Origin of the sequence: Bradyrhizobium betae (assembly GCF_004123905.1) — a bacterium.
GTDB lineage: Bacteria > Pseudomonadota > Alphaproteobacteria > Rhizobiales > Xanthobacteraceae > Bradyrhizobium > Bradyrhizobium betae_A.
In genome coordinates this window covers 1-20,594 of sequence record NZ_MZXW01000033.1, presented here as the reverse complement: position 1 = coordinate 20,594, position 20,594 = coordinate 1, and the positions used below count along the sequence as shown (strand labels likewise).

Below are 20,594 nucleotides of genomic sequence, written 5' to 3'. Positions count from 1 at the left end.
TTTCCTTGGAGGTCTTCAGGTCAGGGCCCGATCTTGCGCAGCGACGGCGAGCGGCGCTTGAGCGCCTCGTCCTCGCCCCAGCGGCGCACCACGCCGATATCGATGTCAAAGAGGTCGAGCACACGGCCGACGGTGTGCTCGACCATGTCGTCGAGGTTTTCCGGCTTGGCGTAGAAGGCCGGCACCGGCGGCGCGATGATCGCACCCGTCTCGGACAGCGCCGTCATCGTCCGCAAATGCCCGGTGTGCAGCGGGGTCTCGCGCACCATCAGCACCAGGCGCCGGCGCTCCTTGAGCACGACGTCTGCGGCGCGGGTGAGCAGCGTGGTAGTGACGCCCGAAGCGATCTCGGACATCGAGCGCATCGAGCACGGCGCCACGATCATCCCCGCGGTGCGGAACGAGCCGCTCGAGATTGCCGAGGCCATGTCGTCGATCGCATGGCAGACATTGGCGAGCTCCCTTACCTCCGCGATCTTCAGATCGGTCTCATAGGCAAAAGTCAGCTCGGCCGTCTTCGACATCACCAGATGGGTCTCGACGCCGGCATTGCGCAGCAGCTGGAGCAGGCGCACGCCATAGGTGACGCCCGAAGCGCCGGAAATGCCGATGATCATCCGCTTGGGCGTTGCGTCCTGCATATTTCTGGTTTCGCTCCCTGGGCACGCGCGCCTGAGGCTGCGGTCCATCACCAGACTAGGCAATCGCAACCATCACCACAAATAATGATTGATTATATCATTCATCATCTGAAATGATCGACAGCAAGCAAGATCGGCGAACGAAGGACACGCCCGTGGAACTCCGGCAGATGCAATATTTCCTGTGCCTGGCCGAGGAGAAGAACGTCACGCGCGCCGCGCGCCAGCTCAACATCGTGCAGCCGGCGCTGAGCATGCAGATCGCCAAGCTCGAGGCCGAGCTTGGCCAAAAGCTGTTCGACCGCAGCGTCCAGGGCATGACGCTGACCAGTGCCGGCGAGGCGCTGGTGCGGCTGACGGCGCCGATCGTGCGCGATGCCGAGCATGCGCGCCAGGAGATGGCGCAACTCGGCGGGCGCATCTCGGGCCGCGTCTCGGTCGGCCTCATCACCTCGGTGGCGCAGAGCACGATGGCGAGTTCGTCGGCGACGGTTGCCAGCCGCTATCCCGAGATCACGCTGTCGGCCTGCGAGGGCTACACGGAGACGCTGGTCGACTGGGTCAACACCGGCCAGCTCGATTTCGCGCTGATCAACGTGCCGCGCCGGAAGACGCCACTGGCCGCGCATCACATCATGGACGAGGAGATGGTGTTCGCCTTCCGCAAGGACAGCCCAATGAAGCCAGCGGCCAAACTGCGCTTCGACCACATCGCGAATTTCGACCTGGTGCTGCCCTCGAAACGCCACGGCCTGCGGCTGATCCTGGACGAGCACGCCGCTGCTGTCGGTATCGACCTGCGCCCGCGGCTCGAGCTCGACACGCTGCCCGCCCTCTGCGACGTCATCGCAACCACCGATTTCGCGACGGTGCTGCCGACGATCGCGCTTCGGCAGTCGCTTGCAAGCGGCACCATCCGTGCACATCGCTTCGACGAACAGCGGATCGTGCGCTCGATCGCCTGGGTGCATCATCCCCGGCGGGCGGTGTCTGTCGCGGCCAAGGCCGTGCTCGAAATCATCAGCCACGACCTCGCGCAGGCCGCAGCGGTCGCGAGAGAGTTCGTGGAGCCGTCCTCCCGCAGGAAGCCAAGGAAGCGAGCTGTTTAGAACCCATCGAGATTCGATCTCACTGCGTTGAAAGTCGCAATCGTCGGCCTGATATTGGTTGGGTCCTGCCCATCCCTCCAGGTCGATCAATCATCCCGCCATGCCCTTCTTCCGGCTCAACGACGGCGATCTTCGCCCGGATGACACCATCGATTTCAATCCGGAGGACGTGCCGCGCGCCATCGCTGCTTTCGGCGGCGAAATGGTCACGAACGGCACCGAGGTGGCCATGCACGCGCATCGCAAGGACGAGCTTGTGTTGGCCTTGCGCGGCGTCGTCAGGCTGGAAGCCGGGCAAAGCGTCTGGATCGTGCCGCCGCGCTGCGCGGTCTGGATTCCCCGTGATGTCGCCCACAGCGTGAACGTCGCCGGCGATGTCGAGATCTATTGTCTGTTCGTCGAGCCGGATGCGGCACTGAGGCTGCCCCGGCAATGCTGCGCGCTGACGATCTCTCCCTTGCTGGAGCGCCTGCTGGTCCATGCCACCCACATGCCTGCCCTGTACGACATCGACGGCACCGACGGCCGGATCGCGACGGTGCTGCTCGACCAGCTCTCGCTGGCACCGGTCGAGGGATTGCGCTTCCCGATGCCTGAAGATGTCAGGTTGCGCCGGATTGCCAGCGCGATGATGGAAAATCCTTCCGACCGCGCGACCATCGACGATTGGGGCCGGCGCATCGCGATGGCGCCGCGCACCCTCACCCGCATCCTGCAACGCGAGACCGGCATGAGCTTTGGCCGCTGGCGCCAGCAGCTCCACATCCTGATCGCGCTTCAACGCCTCGACCAGGGATCGTCGGTCCAGGCCGTGGCGCTCGATCTCGGCTACGAGGGCGCGAGCGCCTTCGTCACCATGTTCCGCAAGGCACTGGGTAAGCCGCCGGCGCGATATCTCGCCGAACGCCGTCTCGCTGCGCATTGACCGGAAATCGCAATCGATTGTCGCGTCCGCGGAATGCGGATGGAGGGGCGATTTCGTAAGCAGGCTCCGACGCGCGCCGTGCGCATTCCGAAGGAGCCGACAAACATGGATTCACTCACTGACGACCTCGCCGCCGACGTTCTTCGTCGTCTCCATCAGGAAGCGGAAGCCGCCGATGCGCCGCTGGCACAGACCTTTACAAATGGGACCAGCAGCCGCGAGGAGATCATTGGCCGGGTCATCGAGGCCGAAAGCCGCGACTTGAAGGGGCTCTACAACGGTTTCGCAGACAACTTCCTGAGCGTTTCGCCGCGGTTGGGACTCTTCCTCTACATGTGCGTCCGCTCCTGCAAGGCGAAACGCATCGTCGAGTTCGGCTCCTCGATGGGGATTTCCGCGATCTACATGGCGGCAGCACTGCGCGACATGGGCGGCGGCCGCCTGATCGGGACCGATCTCGAACCCGGCAAGATTGAGCGGGCGCGGGCGAACGTCGCCGCCGCGGGGCTCGCCGATTTCGTCGAGTTTCGACTCGGCGATGCGCGCGAAACCCTCAACTCCGACCTCGGCGGCGACATCGACATGGTGATGCTCGATGGCGCCTTCACACTCTATCTTCCCATTCTCAAATTGCTGGAGCCGCACCTGAAGCCCGGCGCGCTCGTCGTCGGCGAGAACGCGTTCGAGGAAGCCTCAGGCTACATCGACTACGTCCGCGATCCCCGGAACGGTTATCTCTCGCTGCCGCTACCTTTCAATCCGGGGCGCGGCAACGAATTCACGATCAAGACCTGACAATCCGGGAGCCAAGCCTTGAACGAGCCCAGCCAGCAGCCGCAAATCTCCGAGCCATCGCAGGCACCGCAAGGGCGCGTCACGCGGATGCTGCTGCGATGGCTGATGCGCCCTGCGCGCGTCGCTGCCGTCGAGACGCTCTCGCGGCGCCTTCGGCTCATCGAGCTCGAAGGCGAAGCACTCAGGGACGTCGCATGGACCGCCGGCCAGAAGATCCAGGTCGCGATGGGTGCGGGCCTCAGCGCGCGCACCTACACGCCGATGTCGTGGGACACCGGCCACGGCAGGACCCGCCTCCTCGCCTTCGCGCATGGCGACGGCCCCGGCAGCCGATGGGCGAGCGGTTTGCGCGAAGGCGATAGGTGTCAGCTCTTCGGTCCGCGCCGCTCACTCGATATTGCCGACCTCGTAGCGCCCGTCGTTCTGTTCGGCGATGAGACGTCGTTCGCACTGGCTGCAGCCCTGCGCGACAATTCGCGGGCCGGCGGCGCGCTCCACATGTTCGAAGTCACAGATGTCGCAGAATCGCGGCAAGTGCTGGATGGCATCAACCTCGGTCAAGCGAGACTGATCACCCGCAGCGCCGGCGACACCCATCTCGCGGCCGTCGAGGCGGAAATGCTGCGCCTTGCTGCAAACGGAGCGCAATTCGTCCTGACAGGCAAAGCGTCGTCGATCCAGCGTGTCAGCCGCGCGCTGAAAGCTGCGGGCGTCGCGTCATTGCGGATCAAGGCCAAAGCCTATTGGGCTCCCGGCAAGATCGGACTCGACTAGCGTCCCTGTCGTCGCACTCGGACAAGATGTCGCGCCCGCGGCAGAATGAGACGGGTTGGTAAGTTTTGAGACGAGCAGGCATGACGGTCGTATTCGCGAGCTAACTACGATCCAGGCGCAGAAAATCGCGACCTGGCGCTTATCCCCGATGACCCTTGTCCCGGACAGTCCCAGGTCTGGCAGAACAAGATACAGTCGGGAGATTCAGTCCGAGATGACACGGTTCGATCACAGCAACATCACGGTCAGCGCTCAGCAGCCGAGCAAGGCATTTCGCCCTGACCGGAGATCGTTGCTCTCACTCGGCGCAGGCGCCGCTCTCGCCGCCGCGGGGCTGCGACCTGCGCAAGCGCAAGACTATCCCGCCCGTCCTGTCCAGGTGCTCGTGCCCTTTGCCGGCGGCAGCGCCAGCGACGTCATCACGCGCATCCTGCTCAACCGTATGTCGACGTCAACAGGACAAGCCTTTGTGGTCGACAACCGCCCCGGCGCCGGCGGCAATATCGGCACCGCGGCCGCCGCGCATGCCGCACCAGACGGCTACACCCTGCTGATGAGCACCTCCGGCCCGCTGGCTGCGAACAAGTCGCTCTACAAGGATCTGCCCTACGATCCGTTGAAGGACCTCACCCCGATCGGCCTGTTCGCCACGCTGCCGAATGTCATCGTGATCAATTCAAAACTGCCGCCGAAATCGCTGGCCGAGCTGATCGACTACGCCAAGGCGCATCCCCGCGAACTGAACTATGGCACGGTCGGTGTCGGTTCGTCGCAGCATTTGGCCGCCGCCTATTTCGAGCAGCTGACCGGCACCGAGCTCACGCACGTTCCCTACCGCAACATCGCCGCCTACACGCCTGATTTTATCGCGGGCCAGGTCCCGCTCGGTTTCCAGCTGTTGCCGAACGTCCTTGGCCTGATCAAGAGCGGCGATGCACGTCCGCTCGCGGTTGCCAACGACAAGCGCATGACCGCGCTGCCGGATGTGCCGACCGCGGCCGAAGCCGGCCTGAAGAATTACGAGAGCGCCGCCTGGCTTGCGCTGCTTGCGCCGGCGAATAGCGATAAGGCCGTCATCGACAAACTCTATAAAGCGATGGTCGAAGCCGTGAACGATCCGAAGGTGCGAGCCCTCTTCGTCGAGCAGGGCGCCGAGCCCTTGGTGATGGACCCCAAGAGCCTGACGGACTTCATGACATCAGAGACCACGAAATGGGCCGGGATCATCAAGAAGATCGGCATCGAGCCGATGTGATCAGCCACATCGAGCAGATGTGACTGGCTACACCAGGCTCGACTTGCCGCGGCTCAGCACCTCGCCCGCGCCCTTGTCGCCGACGATCTTGCCCTGCTCGTACACCACGCGGCCGCGTGCGATGGTGGTGACCGGCCAGCCGGTGACGTCAAAGCTCTCCCACGGCGTGTAGTCCGCGCCGTGGTGCAGATCGGCCTGCTGAATCTTCTTCGTCAGCTTCGGGTCCCACAGCACGATATCGGCATCGAAGCCGACACCGATCGAGCCCTTGCGCGGGTAAAGGCCGTAAATCCGCGCATGGTTGGTCGCGGTCAGCTCGACGAACTTCTGCAAGCTGATGCGTCCCTTCGAGACGCCCTCTGAGAACAGGATCGGCAGCCGCGTCTCGACGCCGGGGATGCCGTTCGGCACCCAGCGGAACGAGGTCCGCGCATTCGGCGTCAGCTTGCCCTTGGGATCGTCGTAGCGGAATGGGCAGTGATCGGACGAGAAGGTCTGGAACACGCCCGTGGTGATGCCCTCCCAGATCGCCTGCTGGCTCTCGGCATCGCGCGGCGGAGGCGAGCAGACATATTTTGCGCCCGTGATGTCCATGTTCAGGCCCTTCATGTCGTCGGCCGTGAGCGTGATGTATTGTGGGCAGGTTTCCGCATGCACCGGCAATCCGCGCTGCTGGGCCCAACGCACCTGCTCCATCGCCTCGCGCCCGGACACGTGCACGATCATGATGGGAACGCCGATCACCTCGGCATGGCTGATGGCGCGATGCGTCGCCTCGCGCTCGACGGCCTGCGGCCGCGAGGTGCCGTGATAATAGGGGGCGATATGGCCCTCGCGCTCGAGCTTGCTGGTGAGGAAGCGGATGGCGTCGTAGCCCTCGCAATGGACCATCACCAGCGCCTCCTCGCGGCGCGCGACGTCGAACACCTCGAGCAGCTGCTTGTCGCTGAGCACGAGGTCGTCATAGGTCATAAACACCTTGAACGAGGTGTAACCGTCCTTGACCAGCGCCGGCAGCTCCTGCCCGAGCACGACCGCGGTGGGATCGGAGATGATCAGGTGGAACGCGGTGTCGATATAGCACTCGCCCTCGGCGAGCTTGCGGTAGTTCTCGACACAGGTTCGCAGCGACGTGCCTTTCTCCTGAAGCGCAAAGGGCAGCACCATGGTGTTGCCGCCGGCCGCCGCCGAGCGCGTCGCCGAGGCAAAATCGTCCGCCATCACCACGTCGGGGCCCGAGGCTTGCGAGATATGCACATGGCTGTCGATGCCGCCCGGCAGAGCCAGCAGGCCCGTCGCGTCGATCTCGCTCGCGGCGCCTTCGATGCTGTCAGCAATGCTGACGATGCGACCGTCGCGAACGCCGATATCGGCGCGAAACTCGTCGCTGGCCGTCACGATGGTGCCGCCGCGAATGGCGAGATCGAGCTGCGTCACGTGAGTCTCCCTTACTTGATGGCCGCCGATGTCTGGAATATCCGGCCCCACTCCGCAAGGGCCCCGATGTCGCCGCCGGCGAGCTCAAGGGTCCGCCACAGCGTGACCGCGACCGAATCCAGGACGGCGATGTCCAGTTCCCGTTCGAGCGAGGGCGCAAGCGCCGCACCGTCGAGATTGGTGCAGAGGATCACGACGGCATCGGCGCCCTCGGCCGCGACCGCGCGGATCATGTCCGCTATGGTTGCGGGCGTGACCTCGCCAAAGGAAAAGTTGTCGCGAAGCCCGAGATGCCGCTCGGCATGCGGGGCGATCCCCTCATCGGCCCAGACATCGCCAATCCGCCGCTGCACGTCGTCGGTATAGGGCGAGACCAGGCCGACGCGCCTTGCGCCCAGTGCGCGGGCGGCATCGATACAGGCGAGCGTGGAGGTCGTCGCGGGGACACCGGTGCGCGCCGTGATTGCCTCGCACAGGCTCCGGTCGCGGCCAATGCCGAGCCAGCTCGCCGAGGTGCCGTTCCAGGCAATGGCGTCGACCTTGGCGTCCGCCAGCAGATCGGCCGCCGGCAACATCACCGAGGCGTCGAACTGGTTCAGCGCGGCGGCATCGAGCGCGATCTCGGTGACGCGGAAACGGGAGAAATGCGCGGTGACATCAGTCACGCCATGCAGCATGGCGCTGGTGACGGGCTCCAGCACCGAATTGGAGGACGGCGTGATCATGCCGAGACGTTTGCGCATGGCTCTACCTTACGACGCCTGTGCAAGGCGCGTCGACTCCTCCCGGATCAGGGACAGGATGCGACGCTTGGCGTCATTGAATTCGGGGCTGGTGATGTCCCGTGGCCGCGGCAGGTCGAAATTGACGGCCTCACGGATCCGGCCCGGCCGCTTTGTCATCACCACGATCTTGTTGCCGAGCACCAGCGCCTCGTCGACGCTGTGAGTGACGAACACGATGGTACAGCGGCGCTTCTGCCAGATCGCCACCAGTTCCTCCTGCATTTCGAGCTTGGTCTGGGCGTCCAGCGCCGCGAACGGCTCGTCCATCAGGATCACGCTCGGGTTCATCAGCAGAGCACGGGCGATGCCGACGCGCTGGTTCATGCCGCCGGACATCTCGGAGGGATGGTGGTGCTCGAAACCGCGCAAGCCCACGAGATCAATGAACTCCATGGCGCGGTCGTAGCGCTCGGCTTTCGCAACGCCCTTGAGCTTGAGGTGGAAGGCGATGTTGTCGATCGCCGTCAGCCACGGCATCAGGGTCGGCTGCTGGAACACCACGCCGCGGTCCGAGCCGGGTCGTTCCACCTGCTTGCCGTCGACCAGCGTGCGGCCGGACGTCGCCTGTTCGAAGCCGGCGATGATGTTGAGCAAAGTCGACTTGCCGCAGCCGGACGGACCAAGCAAGCAGACGAAATCATTGGCCTCGATGTCGAGATTGATGTTGTCCAGCGTCAGGAGGTCGCGGCCGCGCCGCTTGTCGGAAAACACTTTGACGATGTTGCGAAGCTCGATTGCCGCCATCAGCCCGCCCTGCCCTGCACGGTTGTCGTCTGCTGCCAGCGCAGCGTGCGCGCCATGATCACCTTGAGGCCGAAATCGGAGAGATAGCCGAGCAGCCCGATCGAGATCATCGCCGCAAGCACGATGTCATAGCGCAGGAAGTAATAGGAATCCCACAAGACGTAGCCGAGCCCGCTTTTCACCGCGACCATTTCGGCCGTGACCGTCAGCATCCAGGCCGATCCGACCGCGATGCGCAGGCCCGCGAAAATCGACGGCAGCGCGGCCGGCAGCACGATGTCGGTCAGCATCTGCCGTTGGTTGGCGCCCATCATCGCACCTGCGCGCACGAGATTATGGTCCACGGTCTTCACGCCGTGAATGGCGTTCATCAGCACGGGAAAGAAGGCGCCGAGGAAGACGAGGAAGATCGCCGGCTTGTCGGCAATGCCGAACCAGATGATGGCGAGCGGAATCCACGACACCGGCGGGATCGGACGCAGCATCTGCAGCGTCGGCTCCAGCGTCTTCTCGAACAGGCGCGACCAGCCGATCGCGACACCGGCGAGAATGCCGAGCAGGCTCGCCAGTGCAAAGCCGCCGAACACGCGAACAGCGCTGGCCAGCGCGTCGCGCAGCCAGTGCCCGGAATAGGTCTGCGTGGTCTCGTCGAAGCCGAACACCCAGTCGCCGAGCGCATGCAGCACCGCGCTCGGCGCCGGCAACAGCGCGGGCGGCAACACGCCGCTGCGGGCGAAGGCTTCCCAGCCTGCGATCAGCAGTGCGGGCACGATGAGGCGTTCGAGCCCCTGAAACGCCCGCGTCAGCCGGAACGCCGGCTTGGCCGGAGCAACATCAATAGCCGAGGTCATTCTTGGCTTTTCCCGTCGCCTGCTCCAGGAACGAATAGTCCATGTTCTTCTCCGCGTCCGGGGAGACATCCTTCGAGATGTATTTGAGGTCGCGCATCATCGCGGCGATTGCGAGCGTCTGCGAGCGATGGATCGCGGGATCGGGCGCAGCATTCTTCAGCGCCTCGGTCGCAACATTCTTGTCGAGGCCGGTGAGCTTGTTGATGACCTCGATCCACGGGCCCTTGTCGGCGATCAGCTTGTTGTCGAGCTCGACCACGGCGGTGACGACGCCCTGCACACCGGCGCGCTGGCTGGCAATGACGTCGGAACGGGTGACGATGAGGTTGGTCAGATTGCCCGCGGCCTGGTCATACGGCAGCACAAAATGCTTGCCGGCACCGGCAAGCCGGATTTGCGAGGCGAACGGCTCGACCGTGCAGATCATGTCGACCTCGCCGCGCTGCAACGCTGCGAGATGGTCGGACGGATTGGGAATGTTGATGAACTGGATGTCCTTGTTGGGATCGACGCCCTGCTTCAGGAACGCGCCGCGCATGTGGATGTCCTGCGCGTTGCCGCGGGAGGCCGCGACCTTCAGCGGCTGACCGTCGCTCTTCGCCTTGGCGACAGTCGTCTTGAACGTGGCCCAATCCTCCGGCGGGAGGTTCAGCTTCGCCGACGACAGGCATTCCGAACCGCCGTTGATCTGGCCGGACACGGCGACGACGTCAAAACCCTTGTCGAGCGCGGTGATGTAGTGAAGGTAAGTCACCTGCGCGACGTCGATGCTCTTCGAGATCAGCGCCGTGAGCACGTCATTGCCCGAGTTGAATCCGGTGGCCTCGACCTCGACGCCTTTCGCCATGCCCGAGATCAGCGACATCGGCAGGCAGTGCGCGCATTTGGCATAGCCGAGCTTAATCTTCGCGGTCTGCGCGATGGCGAGATCGCCTCCACCAACCATTGCCGCCATTACCACGAGGCCCAGTCGCAAACTCGTCCGCATCGCTCACTCCGTTTCGAAGGCGCGAGATCTCGCGCGTCTTGCGGAGATCATCGGTCGGCCTTCGCCGCAGCGCAATCCGGTTTCTGCATGCTGCATACAATTTGCGCGTTGTGCCATTGTTTTCAGCGAGATGCGTCGGTATTTTAAGCAAGCCAAAGGACCGGAAACGGCTAGGATGAACTGAAGCAAAGAGGAACGCGTGCAGCCAAAATCGGAAGCGCCGAAGGGACGAAAGTCGCCCAAACTCAAGCGGATGGGGCTGCACGAGCGCGCCGCCGCGCGGATGCGGACGATGATCATTCGCGGCGAGCTGCCGCCGGGATCGCAGACCCAGGAGACAAAACTATCGAAGGAGCTCGGCGTGTCGCGCACGCCGCTTCGTGAAGCCATGAAGGTGCTGGCCGCCGAGGGGTTGATCGAGCTGCGCCCCAACCGCAGCCCACGCATCGCCGGCATCGCGATCGACGGAATTTCGGAGCTGTTCGAAGCCCTCGCCGGCATCGAGCGGCTGGCCGCCGAGCTTGCCGCTGAGCGCGCCACCGAACGCGATCTCGCCCGCCTGCGCACGCTTCAAGCCCGCATGGAGGGTCACCACCGCAACGGCAAGCTCGACGATTACTTCGCGATCAACGGCGAGATCCACAACACCATCGTCCGCATGGCCCGCAACACGCCGCTGCGCGAGGCGCACGAGACCTTGATCTCCCGCGCCGAACGCGCGCGTTATCTGGCGCTTGGCGCCGACCGGCGCTGGAGCAATTCGGTCGACGAGCACGCCGGCATTCTCGCGGCCCTCGAGGCGCGCGATAGCGAGGCCGCAGGACGCCTGCTCGGCGCCCATGTCCGCCAGACCGGTACCGCGCTGCTCGAGACGCTCGCCCTCTCCAAACCCAAGCTGACGGCGGCCTGATCATGAAGCTGCTGCTGCTCAACCCCAACACCAGCACCGCCGTCACCGAGTTGATGACGGATGTCGGGCAGCGCGCCGCCGCGCCCGGCACCGAGATCGTCCCCTGCACCGCCTCGCGCGGTGTGCCTTATATCTCCACGCGCACCGAGGCGCAGATCGGCGGCGCCATCGCGCTGGAGATGCTGGCCGAGCAGCACACCAGGGTCGATGCCGCAATCATCGCCGCGTTCGGTGATCCCGGCCTGTTCGCCGCGCGCGAAACCTTCGACATTCCCGTCATCGGCTTGGCTGAAGCCGCGATGCTGACGGCCTGCATGGCTGGGCGCCGCTTCGCCATCGTCACTTTCGCCCAGGCCCTGGGGCCCTGGTACCAGGAATGTGTCCGCGCCCATGGGCTGTGGGAGCGCTGCGCCGGCATTCGCATGCTCGATACGCCGTTCAAGGCGATTTCGGAGGTCGGCACCGAGAAGGAGAACCTGCTCGTTGAGCTCGCGCAGCGCGCCATCGTCGAGGACGAGGCCGACGTGTTGATCTTTGCGGGCGCCCCGCTCTCCGGCTTGGCCGGGCGCGTCGCCGACCGGATCCCTGTCCCCGTGGTCGATCAGGTCGTCGCCGCCGTCAAGCAGGCGGAGGCGCTGGTGGCGCTGCGCCTGCGCAAGGCGACAGCCGGGACGTTCCGCCGGCCCGCCGCCAAACCCACCATGGGTCTTGCCGACGCGCTCGCCGCGCGGCTCGAGCATCGCGACAGCTAGGGGAGCTTTGGCCGGTGACGAAGGAGCTTCAATCGCTTTTCGATCGCGCGGCCGGACCAGGGCACGAGACTTGCTTTCCCCTCCGGGGCAACGGGAGGCAACATCATGGCTGAAGCGCAAGGCGGACGTTCGCTCGTCGTCGACGCCGTCACCCACCGCTATCCTAGCGGTGCGCTCGCGGTCGAGAACATCAATCTCGATGTCAAGGGCGGCGAGATCATCGCGCTGCTTGGGCCCTCCGGCTGCGGCAAGACCACGCTCTTGCGGATCATCGCCGGCTTCATCGCGCAGACGCAGGGGCGGATCATCATCGGCGACGACATCGTCGACGCGCTGCCGCCGAACCGGCGCGCGGTGGGCATCGTGTTCCAGAATTACGCGCTGTTTCCGCATCTGTCGATCAGCGAGAACGTCGGCTACGGCCTTGCCGCCCGCGGCATCGACAGGGCGACACGCCAGCGCGAGGCGCAGCGACTGCTGGAGCTGGTGCAACTGCCTGCTATGGCCGAGCGGCTGCCGCGACAGCTCTCCGGCGGCCAGCAGCAGCGCGTCGCGCTGGCCCGCGCGCTCGCCATCAAGCCGTCGATCCTGCTGCTCGACGAGCCCTTTGCGGCGCTGGACAAGAATTTGCGCCTCGACATGCAGATCGAGATCAAGCGGCTGCAACGCGTCTCCGGCATCACCACGCTGATCGTGACGCACGACCAGGAAGAGGCGCTGTCGATGGCCGATCGTGTCGCCGTGCTGGGCCACGGCAAGCTCGAACAGTTCGGCACGCCGTCCGACGTCTACGACCGCCCGCAAACGCTGTTCGTGAACACCTTTGTCGGCTCCAGCAACCGCATGCCTGGCGTTGTGATCTCGGCGGACCGGACCGCCGCCAAAGTACGGCTCGACGCCGGCGCTGAGATCATTGCGCGGCCTGCGGGCGGCGTCCTCACCGAGGGCGGCCGCGTCACCGTCTGCATCCGCCCGGAGCATCTGCAATTCGTCGGCGACGAGACCGGGTTTGCCGGCGTCGTCGGCATGTCGCTGCCGCTGGGCGCCACGGTCGTGCATGAGGTCACCACCGCCGACGGCTCCGGCGTCAAGGTCTCCCAGGCGCGCATCGGCGAGACGCGCGCGCTGGAGAGTGGCGCGGCGGTGCGCCTCGCGCCGCTCGCCCCATCACTCGCCAACGCCTTTCCCGCAACGCTTTAGATCCAGTCCAGAGGGAGTTCGACCATGATCATGAACCGCCGAAGCCTGATGACGACCGCGCTCGCGCTCGGCGCCATGAAGGCGTTTCCGGGACTGAGCTTTGCCCAGGCCCGGCCGCTGGTGTTTGCGACTTTTACAGGAAGCTGGGAGGAAGCGCACAAGGCCGTGCTGGTGCCGGCGTTCCGGAAAGCCAACGCCGATGCCGCGATGGTGCTCGACCCCATGCTCTCGGTCGACCAAATCGCGAAGGTGAATGCGGCCAAGGCCAATCCGCCGATCGACGTCATGCTGCACGATCCGGGCCCCGCGCTCGTCGCGATCGGCCAGGATCTGGTCGAGCCCTATCCGGTCGAGAAGAGCGCCTATTACAAGGACCTGATCGCCGAGGCCCAGGAGCCGATGGGCCCCGCCCCGTTTTTCCAGGTCGTCGGCCTCACCTACAATCCGGAGGCGATCAAGACGCCGCCGACCTCGTGGGCCGATCTCTGGAAGCCGGAGTTCAAGGGCCGCGTCGGCATCACCAATCTCAACTCGACGCTCGGCACCGGCTGGTTGGTCGAGATCGCCAAGATGCGCGGCGGCTCCGAAGCCAATGTCGATCCCGCCTTCAAGGCACTGGAGGAGCTGAAGCCCAATCTCGCCGCGGTCGCGGCCAATCCCGGTGCGCTTGCGACCCTGTTCCAGCAGGGCCAGATCGACATCTCGCCCGGCAATTTCAACGCGATCCAGATCCTGAAAGCGCGCGGCGTGCCGGTCGAGTTCGTGGCGCCGAAGGAAGGCGCCATCGCCTTCAAGACCACGATCCACATCGTCAAGAACTCGTCCAACCGCGAGCTCGCCTTCAAGCTGATCGAGGCGTCGCTGACGCCGGAGGTGCAGACCACGCTGATGAACCCGCCCTATCTGATCGTGCCTACCAATTCCAAGGTGACGATGGGCGGCGAGATCGCGCGCGTGCTGGCCAAGGACACCGCCGAGCTGAAGCAGAAATTCGTGTTCCAGGACTGGAAGAAGATCAACGAGCAGCGCTCGGCCTGGATCGAGCGTTTTAATCGCGAGATCAAGATCTAAAGCCATGAAGGTCTGAGCGATGGGCACAGCACCGGCATCACGCGACGTAACGTCTTACGGGATGGGATTGGCAGCGCCGCTGGCGCTGTTCTTTCTGTTCTTCTTCGTCGCGCCGCTGCTGCAACTGCTCTGGCTCTCACTGCACAACGACACGGCCGGGCTCCATTGGGGGCTCGGCCAGTACCTGCACTTCCTCACCGACCCCTTCAGCCTCAGCGTGCTCGGCTCGACGCTGCTGCTGGGCGCCGAGGTGACCGCCGTCTGCCTCGTGCTCGGCTTCCCCATCGCCTGGCTCTACCAACGGGTCGGACCAAAGCTTCAGACTGTCATCATCCTGATCGTGCTGCTGCCGCTTTTGACCAGCGTCGTGGTGCGCACCTTCGCCTGGATCGTCATCCTGGGCCGCCAGGGCATCATCAATGCGACGCTGCAATCCCTCGGAGTCATCGATACGCCCTTAAAGCTGCTCTACACCCAGTTCGGCGTGGTGATTGCGCTGGCGCAGGTGCAGATGCCGCTGATGACGCTGCCATTGATCACCGCGCTCGGCCGGATCGATCCCAATCTCGATGATGCCTCCTGCTCGCTCGGCGCCGGCAGCTGGCGCACGTTCTTCAAGGTCGTGCTGCCGCTGTCGCTGCCGGGCGTGATCGCCGGGTGCACGCTGACCTATGCCGCCGCGATCACCGCCTTCATCACCCAGTCGCTGATCGGCGGCGGGCAGATGCTGTTCATGCCGATGTATCTGTATCAGCAGGCCTCGACCTTGCAGAACTGGCCGTTTGCATCGGCAATCTCGATCATCTTCCTGCTCGCCGTGCTCGCGGTCGTCTCCGTCTTCACCACGCTCGGCCGCCTGTCGCGCGGCTATGGAGGCGCGTGATGGCTGGCCGCAAGCGCACCCTGGAAGCCTTCAGCTTCGAGTTTGTCATGACCGTGATCGCACTGATCGCGCTGATCATCATCATCGCGCCCTCTCTCGTGGTGCTGATCGTCTCCTTCACCAGCGGTTTCTCGCTGCGATTCCCGCCGCCCGGCTATTCGCTGCGCTGGTACGCCGAGCTCTGGGATGCCTGGCAGCTGCATTTTGCCGCCAAGAACAGCCTCATCGTCGCGCTGTGGGCGACGGGCCTGTCCGTCGTGCTCGGCGTCGCCGCCGCACTCGCGATCTCGCGCTCGCCGACGCTGTCGGCGCGCCTGCTCGATTCGCTCTTCATGTCGCCGCTGGTCTTGCCCGCGCTGGCCTTCGGCCTTGCCGCCTTGATGCTGTTCTCGCTGGTCGGCCTGCCGGTGTCGCCGCTGACGCTGGTGATCGGTCACACCGTGGTTTGCGTGCCCTATGTCGTGCGCAACACGGTCGCAGCGCTCGCCCAGCTGGAGCCGACCCTGCTCGAAAGCTCGGCGGTGCTGGGCGCCAGCCGCCTCTACACGTTCCGCCGCATCGTGCTGCCGCTGATCCGGCCGGGCATCATTGCGGGCGCCTTCATCGCCTTCATGTCGTCCTTCGACAACGTGCCGGTCTCGCTGTTCCTGCGCGATGCCGCCACCGACATGCTGCCGATCCGGATGTGGCAGGATCTCGAGGGCAAGCTGGATGTGACCATCGCAGCACTTTCGGGCGTGCTGATCATCGCCACCGTCGCGCTGGTCGCGGTGATGGAGCGCGTCACCGGCCTGTCGCGACGGCTGACGAACTAAGGCATGATCCGGAAGTTGCGAAGGGGTTTTCCGCAAAGATCACGCCCAATCGACAACTCAAAGCGCGATGAACGCTGGTAGGGCGCGTGCTCATTGAGCGACCGCGTGACCGATGTTCGCTTCTCCTCTCGTTGCGGCGCAAACGCGGACAAGGTCGGACGTCGCCTGTGGGCCCAACAGCGGACACCGCTGTAAGGCCGGAGAGCAGAGGGGGACAATCAGGCCATGGGCATGCGTCTGTCCACGCTCGGTCAGCTCGGCCAAGCGTGGACGAGTCCCTCTGATCAGACGGTCGGGACGGTGCCGCCGTCGATGACAAACTCCGCGCCGTGGATCGAGGCGGCGCGATCCGAGGCCAAATAGGCGATGACGTCGGCGACCTCATAAGGTTCGGCCGCACGCCCGATGGAAATCCCGCCCAGACTGTCGAGGACGACTTGCCGCGCCTGCTCGATCGTGCCGCCATTGGCGGCCTGCAGACGTTTCAACAGGTCGACGGAGGACTCGGTCATGATCCAGCCGGGGGAGACGACGTTGACCCGCACGCCCTTCGGTCCCAGCTCCTTGGAGATCGACTTGCTGTAGGTTCTGAGCGCGGCTTTGGCGGCGGCGTAGGCGGTCGTCGCCTCGGGCAGAGGCAGGACCGACTGGATGGAGCCGACGTGCACCACCGCGCCGGCGCCCCGCTCGATCATCTGCGGAACCAGGAGACGATCAAGGCGGACCGTGGCCAGGAGGTTCAGATTCAGTTCGGAGAGCCAGTGCTCGTCCGTCAGAGCGACAAAGCCGCCGCCTGGCGTGGACGAACCGCCGATGACGTGGGCCAAGATGTCTAAGCCGCCCATACGCGCGAGCGCCGCCTTGGCCAGCGCTTCCCCACCCTCGGACGTTGTCAGGTCTGCCTGGACGAACTCGACGCCGTCGACAGGCTCCATCGCTCCGCGGGCGGCGGTGATCACCCGGCCGCCGCCGGCCAGGAAGCGGTCGACGGTGGCGCGGCCCAGACCTTTGGTGCCGCCGCTGACGAGGACGCGCTTGCCCGCGAACTCTGTCGGATCAGCTGCGATGCTCATGCCGTGATCTCCAGGGCTTTGATGGCGTCATTTTCGAGCGTGAAGCGATAGGTGAATCGGATCGGGCTGCCCTTGAAGTCGCCATGGCCAGGGCCTTCGAGCACGACCTGACCGCCCTCGTGCCGGAGGGTGTCCGGCGTAAAGATCGCCTTTGCAGCGACCACCGCTTCCTCAAGCAACCGCCTGATTTCCGCGTGCCCCCGAAGAACGGTGCCGTTATCGCGAAGGATGGCGTCGGCTGCGAAGGGTTTCAGCATGCCATCGGCGTCGAGGCGGGCGTTCGCAGCCACATACGCGGCGATCGGGGTAGGTAGTTCGAGCGACATTGTTTTTGTCCTGCTTGCTGCGGTCGCAGCCTGGGGCGGCTGCAAGTGCGCGTGCCAGCCAAGATAGCGATGGACATCTGGGACGATAATCAGGACAATTCGGGACGTTTCATCACGAAAATCGGGATAATATTGCAGAGCAGCCTGAACGAATTGGACGCCGTTCTCATGGTCGCCCGCCGGGGCAAGTTCCGAACGGCGGCGCTTGAGCTCGGGGTCTCAACGACCGCGCTCAGCAATGCGGTCGGAAAGCTGGAGCGCACGCTCGGCGTCCGGCTCTTCAACCGGACGACGCGAAGCGTCTCCTTGACAGAGGCAGGTCAGCGGTTCGTCGCACAAGTCGCTCCTGCCGTGCAGGACATTCATGAGGCGATGGAAGTTGCGCGCTCTCAACAAGCCACGCCTTCGGGCACACTGCGCATCAATGCGTTTCCGACAGCGGCGCGGGAAATCTTCTCGTGGCTTGTCCTACCGTTTCTCCGAGCGCACCCTCAGGTCCACATCGACATCGTCACAGAGGGGCGCCTGGTGGACGTTGTCGCGGGCGGCTTCGACCTCGGCGTCCGTAGCTCAGATCTTGTGCCGGCCGACATGATCGCACTGCCATTGGGGGGCGCGCGGCGCAGTGTTGTGGTGGGAACACCGAGCTATTTGAAAGCGCATGGGACGCCCCTGATCCCCCAGGATCTCGCCGAGCATTCCTGTCTCCGCGTCCGGCTTCCCGATGGTGCAATCTACCGCTGGCCGTTCGAGAAGGACGGACAATCGGTCCATGTCGACGTTGAGGGTCCCATCACCCTCGACGAAGCGAGCCTCGCGCGCACCGCGGCCCTCGCTTCCGTCGGTCTCACCCTGGCGATGGAGTCCGACGTGCGAGACGACATCGAGGCAGGTCGCCTTGTGCCCGTGCTCGAGGATTGGACGCCCATTCGGTCGCCGTTAAGCCTCTACTATCCGAGCCGACGCAACCCGACCGCCGCGTTCAAGGCGTTTGTCGACTTCGCGCGGCGGCAAAGCGGAGCCAGCAGTACCCTGACGCCGTCAAGGGTTCGGAAGCGCCAGTAACGGACATTCGACCGCTGTAAATTCAACGTCGGTTATGGGGCCACTTCCGGACTCGAGCCAGCGCAGCAAACAGCATTCTCCAATCTTCGCATCTGCCTTGAAAGGTCAGCAGGCCTGTCCATGCAACTGGTCCTTTTTTCGCCGCACTTCAAAAACCGATAGTTGCATTTGAGGCACGGAATCTCAGGGCCGGATCGTCTATCATTCAGCGTGGAAGCAATCGCAATTGGCCGGAACAAAGTTGTTGGCGGTCGCCAGTGCAGTTATCGCTTCGTACAAATCAGAAGCGATGGAGATGGAGAAATCCCATGCAGAAGTTTCTGGTTGGTATGGCGGGTCTAATAGCAGTAGGCGTGGCCGCTCCCGCGTCGGCCGCTGATCTGGCTGCACGTCCCTACACCAAGGCGCCACCTCCGGCGGTGGCTGCGATCTACGACTGGAGCGGCTTCTATATCGGCGCCAACGGCGGTTGGGGATCGAGCCATAAGTGCTGGGATATTACGAACTTCCCCGGTGCAACTGTCGTCCCCATTTTCCGCGAAGGTTGTCATGATGCGACCGGCGGCGTGGTTGGCGGTCAGATTGGCTATCGTTGGCAGACCGCCGGTTGGGTGTTCGGTCTCGAAGCGCAGGGCGACTGGGCTGATTTAAACGGATCCAATGTCAGCGCTTTCATTCCCGCTTGGACTAACAATTCCAAGATCGAGGCGTTCGGCCTGTTCACCGGCCAGGTCGGCTATGCCTGGAACAACGTTCTTTGGTATGTAAAGGGTGGCGCCGCCGTAACCGACGACAAATACCGTGGCACGGTGACCGCCACTGGCGCGCTGTTCGATTCAGCGAGTGAAACCCGCTGGGGTGGTGTCGTCGGAACGGGCCTCGAATTCGGTTTCGCGCCGAATTGGTCCGTTGCGGTCGAGTACGATCACCTGTTCATGGGTAACCATAGCCACAGCTTCACGTCGACAGGCGTTTTGGGTGCCGCTGTCATACCGGTCGGCGGCGTATTCCGCACCGACACGATTCGTCAGGATGTCGATCTGATCACGGCGCGCATCAACTACCGCTTCAACTGGGGTAGTCCGCTCGTCGCGAAGTTCTGATCTGGGCTTCTCTCCGGCGACTCAAAGGCCCCGGCATCGTCCGGGGCCTTTTGCACCCGCCTTGGCGGAATCATAGATCGCGGATGTCTCAAGGGACGTTGCCTCAGTCGCAAAGGATGTGTCGAGCGGCACAATACGTCCGTCTGTCTACCGACTACTAACAATACTCTATTGAGAACCAGGCGGTGGTTATCGCAGTCGGGACCATGATGCGCAGGAAAAGCGCGTCCATCGCGAACAGCAGAAGCGGCATCAGCACGAAAATCGTCAGCGCTGCCTCAACACGGACAAATGCCAAAGCCGCGTTATTGATGGCAGATCGACCGGCATCCTGCTAAGCGTGACCCTCGCCGTCATTTTCGATAAAGCCGCCCTTCGGAGCTTTGTGAGGCATATCCCATCCAAAGTAGACTTCCACCCGAACGATCTTGTCTCCGCGAGCGGTGGTTACCTCACAATTACGAAACCTGTGACCTCCTGCAGCAGCTGCCTCATAGACGATGACTGCTCGGTTTCCATCCTCGGTCGCGATGACTTCATCGAACGAACTGGTTTTTTCGCTGTTGGGCCAGCAGCGCCGCAGATAAGTCGCGCGATCCAACTCATTGTCGATTGGACTTGAGAAGTGATAATCGTCCGCAAGAAGCGCTTCAATTGCTGTCCGATCCTTATGGACGTATGCCTTTAACCTGGCACGTGCCAGATCGAGTGTGCTGTTCGTCATGCCATTTTTCCTTTGAGAGTTCGACCGAACGAAAGGCCGCCGCAACTCCTCAACAAAGAGCTCGGGGCCCCAAGCTGGACCAAGTGCCCTCCCTTGCTGCCTCATGCCAGGATAGAAGCGACATCAGACAACTTGAGCCTCAACAACCTTCGGTAAAAATCGTTCCGGGCTCACGCTGCGCGCGCTTGGCCAGAATTCCGTGATGGAATTTCGAGGCTTCTGCTGAATGTCCGCTGAGGGTCGATTGTGTTGAAAAAGGCGACTGTTGCGACGCAGAGGGATCAGTGATTCAGTCAGTCTAATTGGCAGGACTGAAGATCATGATGGGACATCGGCAAGTCGAACAGGCTGCGTTGTTCTACGAGTTC

Annotated in this window: 22 protein-coding genes; 13 read left to right on the top strand and 9 right to left on the bottom strand. The window is 63.9% G+C overall.

The window, feature by feature from the left end; genetic code table 11:
• Window positions 1-20 precede the first annotated feature (20 nt).
• Window positions 21-641, bottom strand: coding sequence for a UbiX family flavin prenyltransferase (locus tag B5V03_RS24495; RefSeq protein ID WP_129272943.1), 621 nt, complete (start codon window positions 639-641; stop codon window positions 21-23).
• A gap of 170 nt (window positions 642-811) precedes the next feature.
• Between B5V03_RS24495 and B5V03_RS24490 the strand changes: the two genes are divergently transcribed.
• The 5 genes from B5V03_RS24490 to B5V03_RS24470 all read left to right on the top strand — a co-directional run bounded on the left by B5V03_RS24490 (window position 812) and on the right by B5V03_RS24470 (window position 5,499).
• Window positions 812-1,750, top strand: a complete 939-nt coding sequence (locus B5V03_RS24490) for a LysR family transcriptional regulator (RefSeq protein ID WP_164988261.1) — start codon at window positions 812-814, stop codon at window positions 1,748-1,750.
• Window positions 1,751-1,850: 100 nt separating this feature from the next.
• The gene (locus B5V03_RS24485) at window positions 1,851-2,675 is read left to right on the top strand and encodes an AraC family transcriptional regulator (RefSeq protein WP_129272941.1); all 825 of its coding nucleotides are present in this window, start codon (window positions 1,851-1,853) and stop codon (window positions 2,673-2,675) included.
• 105 nt (window positions 2,676-2,780) lie between these two features.
• Window positions 2,781-3,470 carry an O-methyltransferase gene (locus B5V03_RS24480; protein WP_129272940.1) on the top strand — a complete coding sequence of 230 codons (690 nt, stop codon included), beginning with the start codon at window positions 2,781-2,783 and terminating at the stop codon, window positions 3,468-3,470.
• Window positions 3,471-3,488: 18 nt separating this feature from the next.
• The gene (locus tag B5V03_RS24475; protein WP_245502330.1) at window positions 3,489-4,244 is read left to right on the top strand and encodes a siderophore-interacting protein; all 756 of its coding nucleotides are present in this window, start codon (window positions 3,489-3,491) and stop codon (window positions 4,242-4,244) included.
• A 214-nt stretch (window positions 4,245-4,458) separates the two neighbouring features.
• Window positions 4,459-5,499, top strand: coding sequence for a Bug family tripartite tricarboxylate transporter substrate binding protein (locus B5V03_RS24470; protein WP_129272939.1), 1,041 nt, complete (start codon window positions 4,459-4,461; stop codon window positions 5,497-5,499).
• 27 nt (window positions 5,500-5,526) lie between these two features.
• Here B5V03_RS24470 and hydA read toward each other — a convergent pair whose 3' ends face one another.
• From hydA to B5V03_RS24445, 5 genes are read right to left on the bottom strand one after another with little or no spacing between them, the layout of a single operon-like run.
• Window positions 5,527-6,936, bottom strand: a complete 1,410-nt coding sequence (gene hydA / locus B5V03_RS24465) for a dihydropyrimidinase (protein WP_164988248.1) — start codon at window positions 6,934-6,936, stop codon at window positions 5,527-5,529.
• An 11-nt stretch (window positions 6,937-6,947) separates the two neighbouring features.
• On the bottom strand, window positions 6,948-7,679 hold the full coding sequence (locus tag B5V03_RS24460) for a maleate cis-trans isomerase family protein (RefSeq protein ID WP_129272937.1): 732 nt from the start codon (window positions 7,677-7,679) through the stop codon (window positions 6,948-6,950).
• A 9-nt stretch (window positions 7,680-7,688) separates the two neighbouring features.
• Complete coding sequence (locus B5V03_RS24455) at window positions 7,689-8,465, bottom strand: ABC transporter ATP-binding protein (protein WP_129272936.1); 777 nt, start codon at window positions 8,463-8,465, stop codon at window positions 7,689-7,691.
• Window positions 8,465-9,316 carry an ABC transporter permease gene (locus B5V03_RS24450; RefSeq protein WP_129272935.1) on the bottom strand — a complete coding sequence of 284 codons (852 nt, stop codon included), beginning with the start codon at window positions 9,314-9,316 and terminating at the stop codon, window positions 8,465-8,467. Before B5V03_RS24450 ends, B5V03_RS24455 begins: the two co-directional genes overlap by 1 nt.
• On the bottom strand, window positions 9,300-10,304 hold the full coding sequence (locus B5V03_RS24445; RefSeq protein WP_129272934.1) for an ABC transporter substrate-binding protein: 1,005 nt from the start codon (window positions 10,302-10,304) through the stop codon (window positions 9,300-9,302). The genes B5V03_RS24450 and B5V03_RS24445 overlap by 17 nt, the downstream gene beginning before the upstream one ends.
• A 199-nt stretch (window positions 10,305-10,503) precedes the next feature.
• Here B5V03_RS24445 and B5V03_RS24440 point away from each other — a divergent pair, with 199 nt between their 5' ends.
• The 6 genes from B5V03_RS24440 to B5V03_RS24415 all read left to right on the top strand — a co-directional run bounded on the left by B5V03_RS24440 (window position 10,504) and on the right by B5V03_RS24415 (window position 15,935).
• Window positions 10,504-11,214 carry a GntR family transcriptional regulator gene (locus tag B5V03_RS24440; RefSeq protein WP_129272933.1) on the top strand — a complete coding sequence of 237 codons (711 nt, stop codon included), beginning with the start codon at window positions 10,504-10,506 and terminating at the stop codon, window positions 11,212-11,214.
• A 2-nt stretch (window positions 11,215-11,216) separates the two neighbouring features.
• Entirely contained in the window at window positions 11,217-11,966 is a 750-nt protein-coding gene (locus B5V03_RS24435) for an aspartate/glutamate racemase family protein (RefSeq protein WP_164988247.1), read from the top strand.
• A 105-nt stretch (window positions 11,967-12,071) separates the two neighbouring features.
• A complete protein-coding gene (locus B5V03_RS24430) occupies window positions 12,072-13,166 on the top strand; it encodes an ABC transporter ATP-binding protein (protein ID WP_129272931.1) in 1,095 nt (364 codons plus the stop codon).
• 24 nt (window positions 13,167-13,190) lie between these two features.
• Window positions 13,191-14,237, top strand: a complete 1,047-nt coding sequence (locus B5V03_RS24425; protein WP_129272930.1) for an ABC transporter substrate-binding protein — start codon at window positions 13,191-13,193, stop codon at window positions 14,235-14,237.
• A 19-nt stretch (window positions 14,238-14,256) separates the two neighbouring features.
• A complete protein-coding gene (locus B5V03_RS24420; protein ID WP_129272929.1) occupies window positions 14,257-15,120 on the top strand; it encodes an ABC transporter permease in 864 nt (287 codons plus the stop codon).
• Complete coding sequence (locus B5V03_RS24415; RefSeq protein WP_164988246.1) at window positions 15,120-15,935, top strand: ABC transporter permease; 816 nt, start codon at window positions 15,120-15,122, stop codon at window positions 15,933-15,935. The genes B5V03_RS24420 and B5V03_RS24415 overlap by 1 nt, the downstream gene beginning before the upstream one ends.
• Before the next feature lie 284 nt (window positions 15,936-16,219).
• On the opposite strand, the gene B5V03_RS24410 is transcribed toward B5V03_RS24415, so the two are convergent.
• Complete coding sequence (locus B5V03_RS24410; protein WP_129272927.1) at window positions 16,220-17,008, bottom strand: SDR family oxidoreductase; 789 nt, start codon at window positions 17,006-17,008, stop codon at window positions 16,220-16,222.
• Window positions 17,005-17,334 carry a nuclear transport factor 2 family protein gene (locus B5V03_RS24405; protein ID WP_129272926.1) on the bottom strand — a complete coding sequence of 110 codons (330 nt, stop codon included), beginning with the start codon at window positions 17,332-17,334 and terminating at the stop codon, window positions 17,005-17,007. Before B5V03_RS24405 ends, B5V03_RS24410 begins: the two co-directional genes overlap by 4 nt.
• Window positions 17,335-17,463: 129 nt before the next feature.
• Between B5V03_RS24405 and B5V03_RS24400 the strand changes: the two genes are divergently transcribed.
• Both B5V03_RS24400 and B5V03_RS24395 read left to right on the top strand, forming a co-directional pair.
• Entirely contained in the window at window positions 17,464-18,399 is a 936-nt protein-coding gene (locus tag B5V03_RS24400) for a LysR family transcriptional regulator (protein ID WP_129273055.1), read from the top strand.
• 308 nt (window positions 18,400-18,707) lie between these two features.
• Window positions 18,708-19,502 carry an outer membrane protein gene (locus tag B5V03_RS24395; RefSeq protein WP_129272925.1) on the top strand — a complete coding sequence of 265 codons (795 nt, stop codon included), beginning with the start codon at window positions 18,708-18,710 and terminating at the stop codon, window positions 19,500-19,502.
• 334 nt (window positions 19,503-19,836) lie between these two features.
• On the opposite strand, the gene B5V03_RS24390 is transcribed toward B5V03_RS24395, so the two are convergent.
• The gene (locus B5V03_RS24390) at window positions 19,837-20,226 is read right to left on the bottom strand and encodes a nuclear transport factor 2 family protein (protein ID WP_129272924.1); all 390 of its coding nucleotides are present in this window, start codon (window positions 20,224-20,226) and stop codon (window positions 19,837-19,839) included.
• Window positions 20,227-20,594 lie beyond the last annotated feature (368 nt).

What these genes read in the sequence shown, in the direction of transcription:
- B5V03_RS24420 (WP_129272929.1), top strand. Translation starts at nt 14,257, where the DNA reads ATGGGCACAGCACCGGCATCACGCGACGTAACGTCTTACGGGATGGGA.
- B5V03_RS24425 (WP_129272930.1), top strand. Translation starts at nt 13,191, where the DNA reads ATGATCATGAACCGCCGAAGCCTGATGACGACCGCGCTCGCGCTCGGC.
- B5V03_RS24410 (WP_129272927.1), bottom strand. Translation starts at nt 17,008, where the DNA reads ATGAGCATCGCAGCTGATCCGACAGAGTTCGCGGGCAAGCGCGTCCTC.
- B5V03_RS24455 (WP_129272936.1), bottom strand. Translation starts at nt 8,465, where the DNA reads ATGGCGGCAATCGAGCTTCGCAACATCGTCAAAGTGTTTTCCGACAAG.
- B5V03_RS24450 (WP_129272935.1), bottom strand. Translation starts at nt 9,316, where the DNA reads ATGACCTCGGCTATTGATGTTGCTCCGGCCAAGCCGGCGTTCCGGCTG.
- B5V03_RS24460 (WP_129272937.1), bottom strand. Translation starts at nt 7,679, where the DNA reads ATGCGCAAACGTCTCGGCATGATCACGCCGTCCTCCAATTCGGTGCTG.
- B5V03_RS24445 (WP_129272934.1), bottom strand. Translation starts at nt 10,304, where the DNA reads ATGCGGACGAGTTTGCGACTGGGCCTCGTGGTAATGGCGGCAATGGTT.
- B5V03_RS24470 (WP_129272939.1), top strand. Translation starts at nt 4,459, where the DNA reads ATGACACGGTTCGATCACAGCAACATCACGGTCAGCGCTCAGCAGCCG.
- B5V03_RS24405 (WP_129272926.1), bottom strand. Translation starts at nt 17,334, where the DNA reads ATGTCGCTCGAACTACCTACCCCGATCGCCGCGTATGTGGCTGCGAAC.
- B5V03_RS24495 (WP_129272943.1), bottom strand. Translation starts at nt 641, where the DNA reads ATGCAGGACGCAACGCCCAAGCGGATGATCATCGGCATTTCCGGCGCT.
- B5V03_RS24485 (WP_129272941.1), top strand. Translation starts at nt 1,851, where the DNA reads ATGCCCTTCTTCCGGCTCAACGACGGCGATCTTCGCCCGGATGACACC.
- B5V03_RS24415 (WP_164988246.1), top strand. Translation starts at nt 15,120, where the DNA reads ATGGCTGGCCGCAAGCGCACCCTGGAAGCCTTCAGCTTCGAGTTTGTC.
- B5V03_RS24390 (WP_129272924.1), bottom strand. Translation starts at nt 20,226, where the DNA reads ATGACGAACAGCACACTCGATCTGGCACGTGCCAGGTTAAAGGCATAC.
- B5V03_RS24430 (WP_129272931.1), top strand. Translation starts at nt 12,072, where the DNA reads ATGGCTGAAGCGCAAGGCGGACGTTCGCTCGTCGTCGACGCCGTCACC.
- B5V03_RS24435 (WP_164988247.1), top strand. Translation starts at nt 11,217, where the DNA reads ATGAAGCTGCTGCTGCTCAACCCCAACACCAGCACCGCCGTCACCGAG.
- B5V03_RS24490 (WP_164988261.1), top strand. Translation starts at nt 812, where the DNA reads ATGCAATATTTCCTGTGCCTGGCCGAGGAGAAGAACGTCACGCGCGCC.
- B5V03_RS24395 (WP_129272925.1), top strand. Translation starts at nt 18,708, where the DNA reads ATGCAGAAGTTTCTGGTTGGTATGGCGGGTCTAATAGCAGTAGGCGTG.
- B5V03_RS24480 (WP_129272940.1), top strand. Translation starts at nt 2,781, where the DNA reads ATGGATTCACTCACTGACGACCTCGCCGCCGACGTTCTTCGTCGTCTC.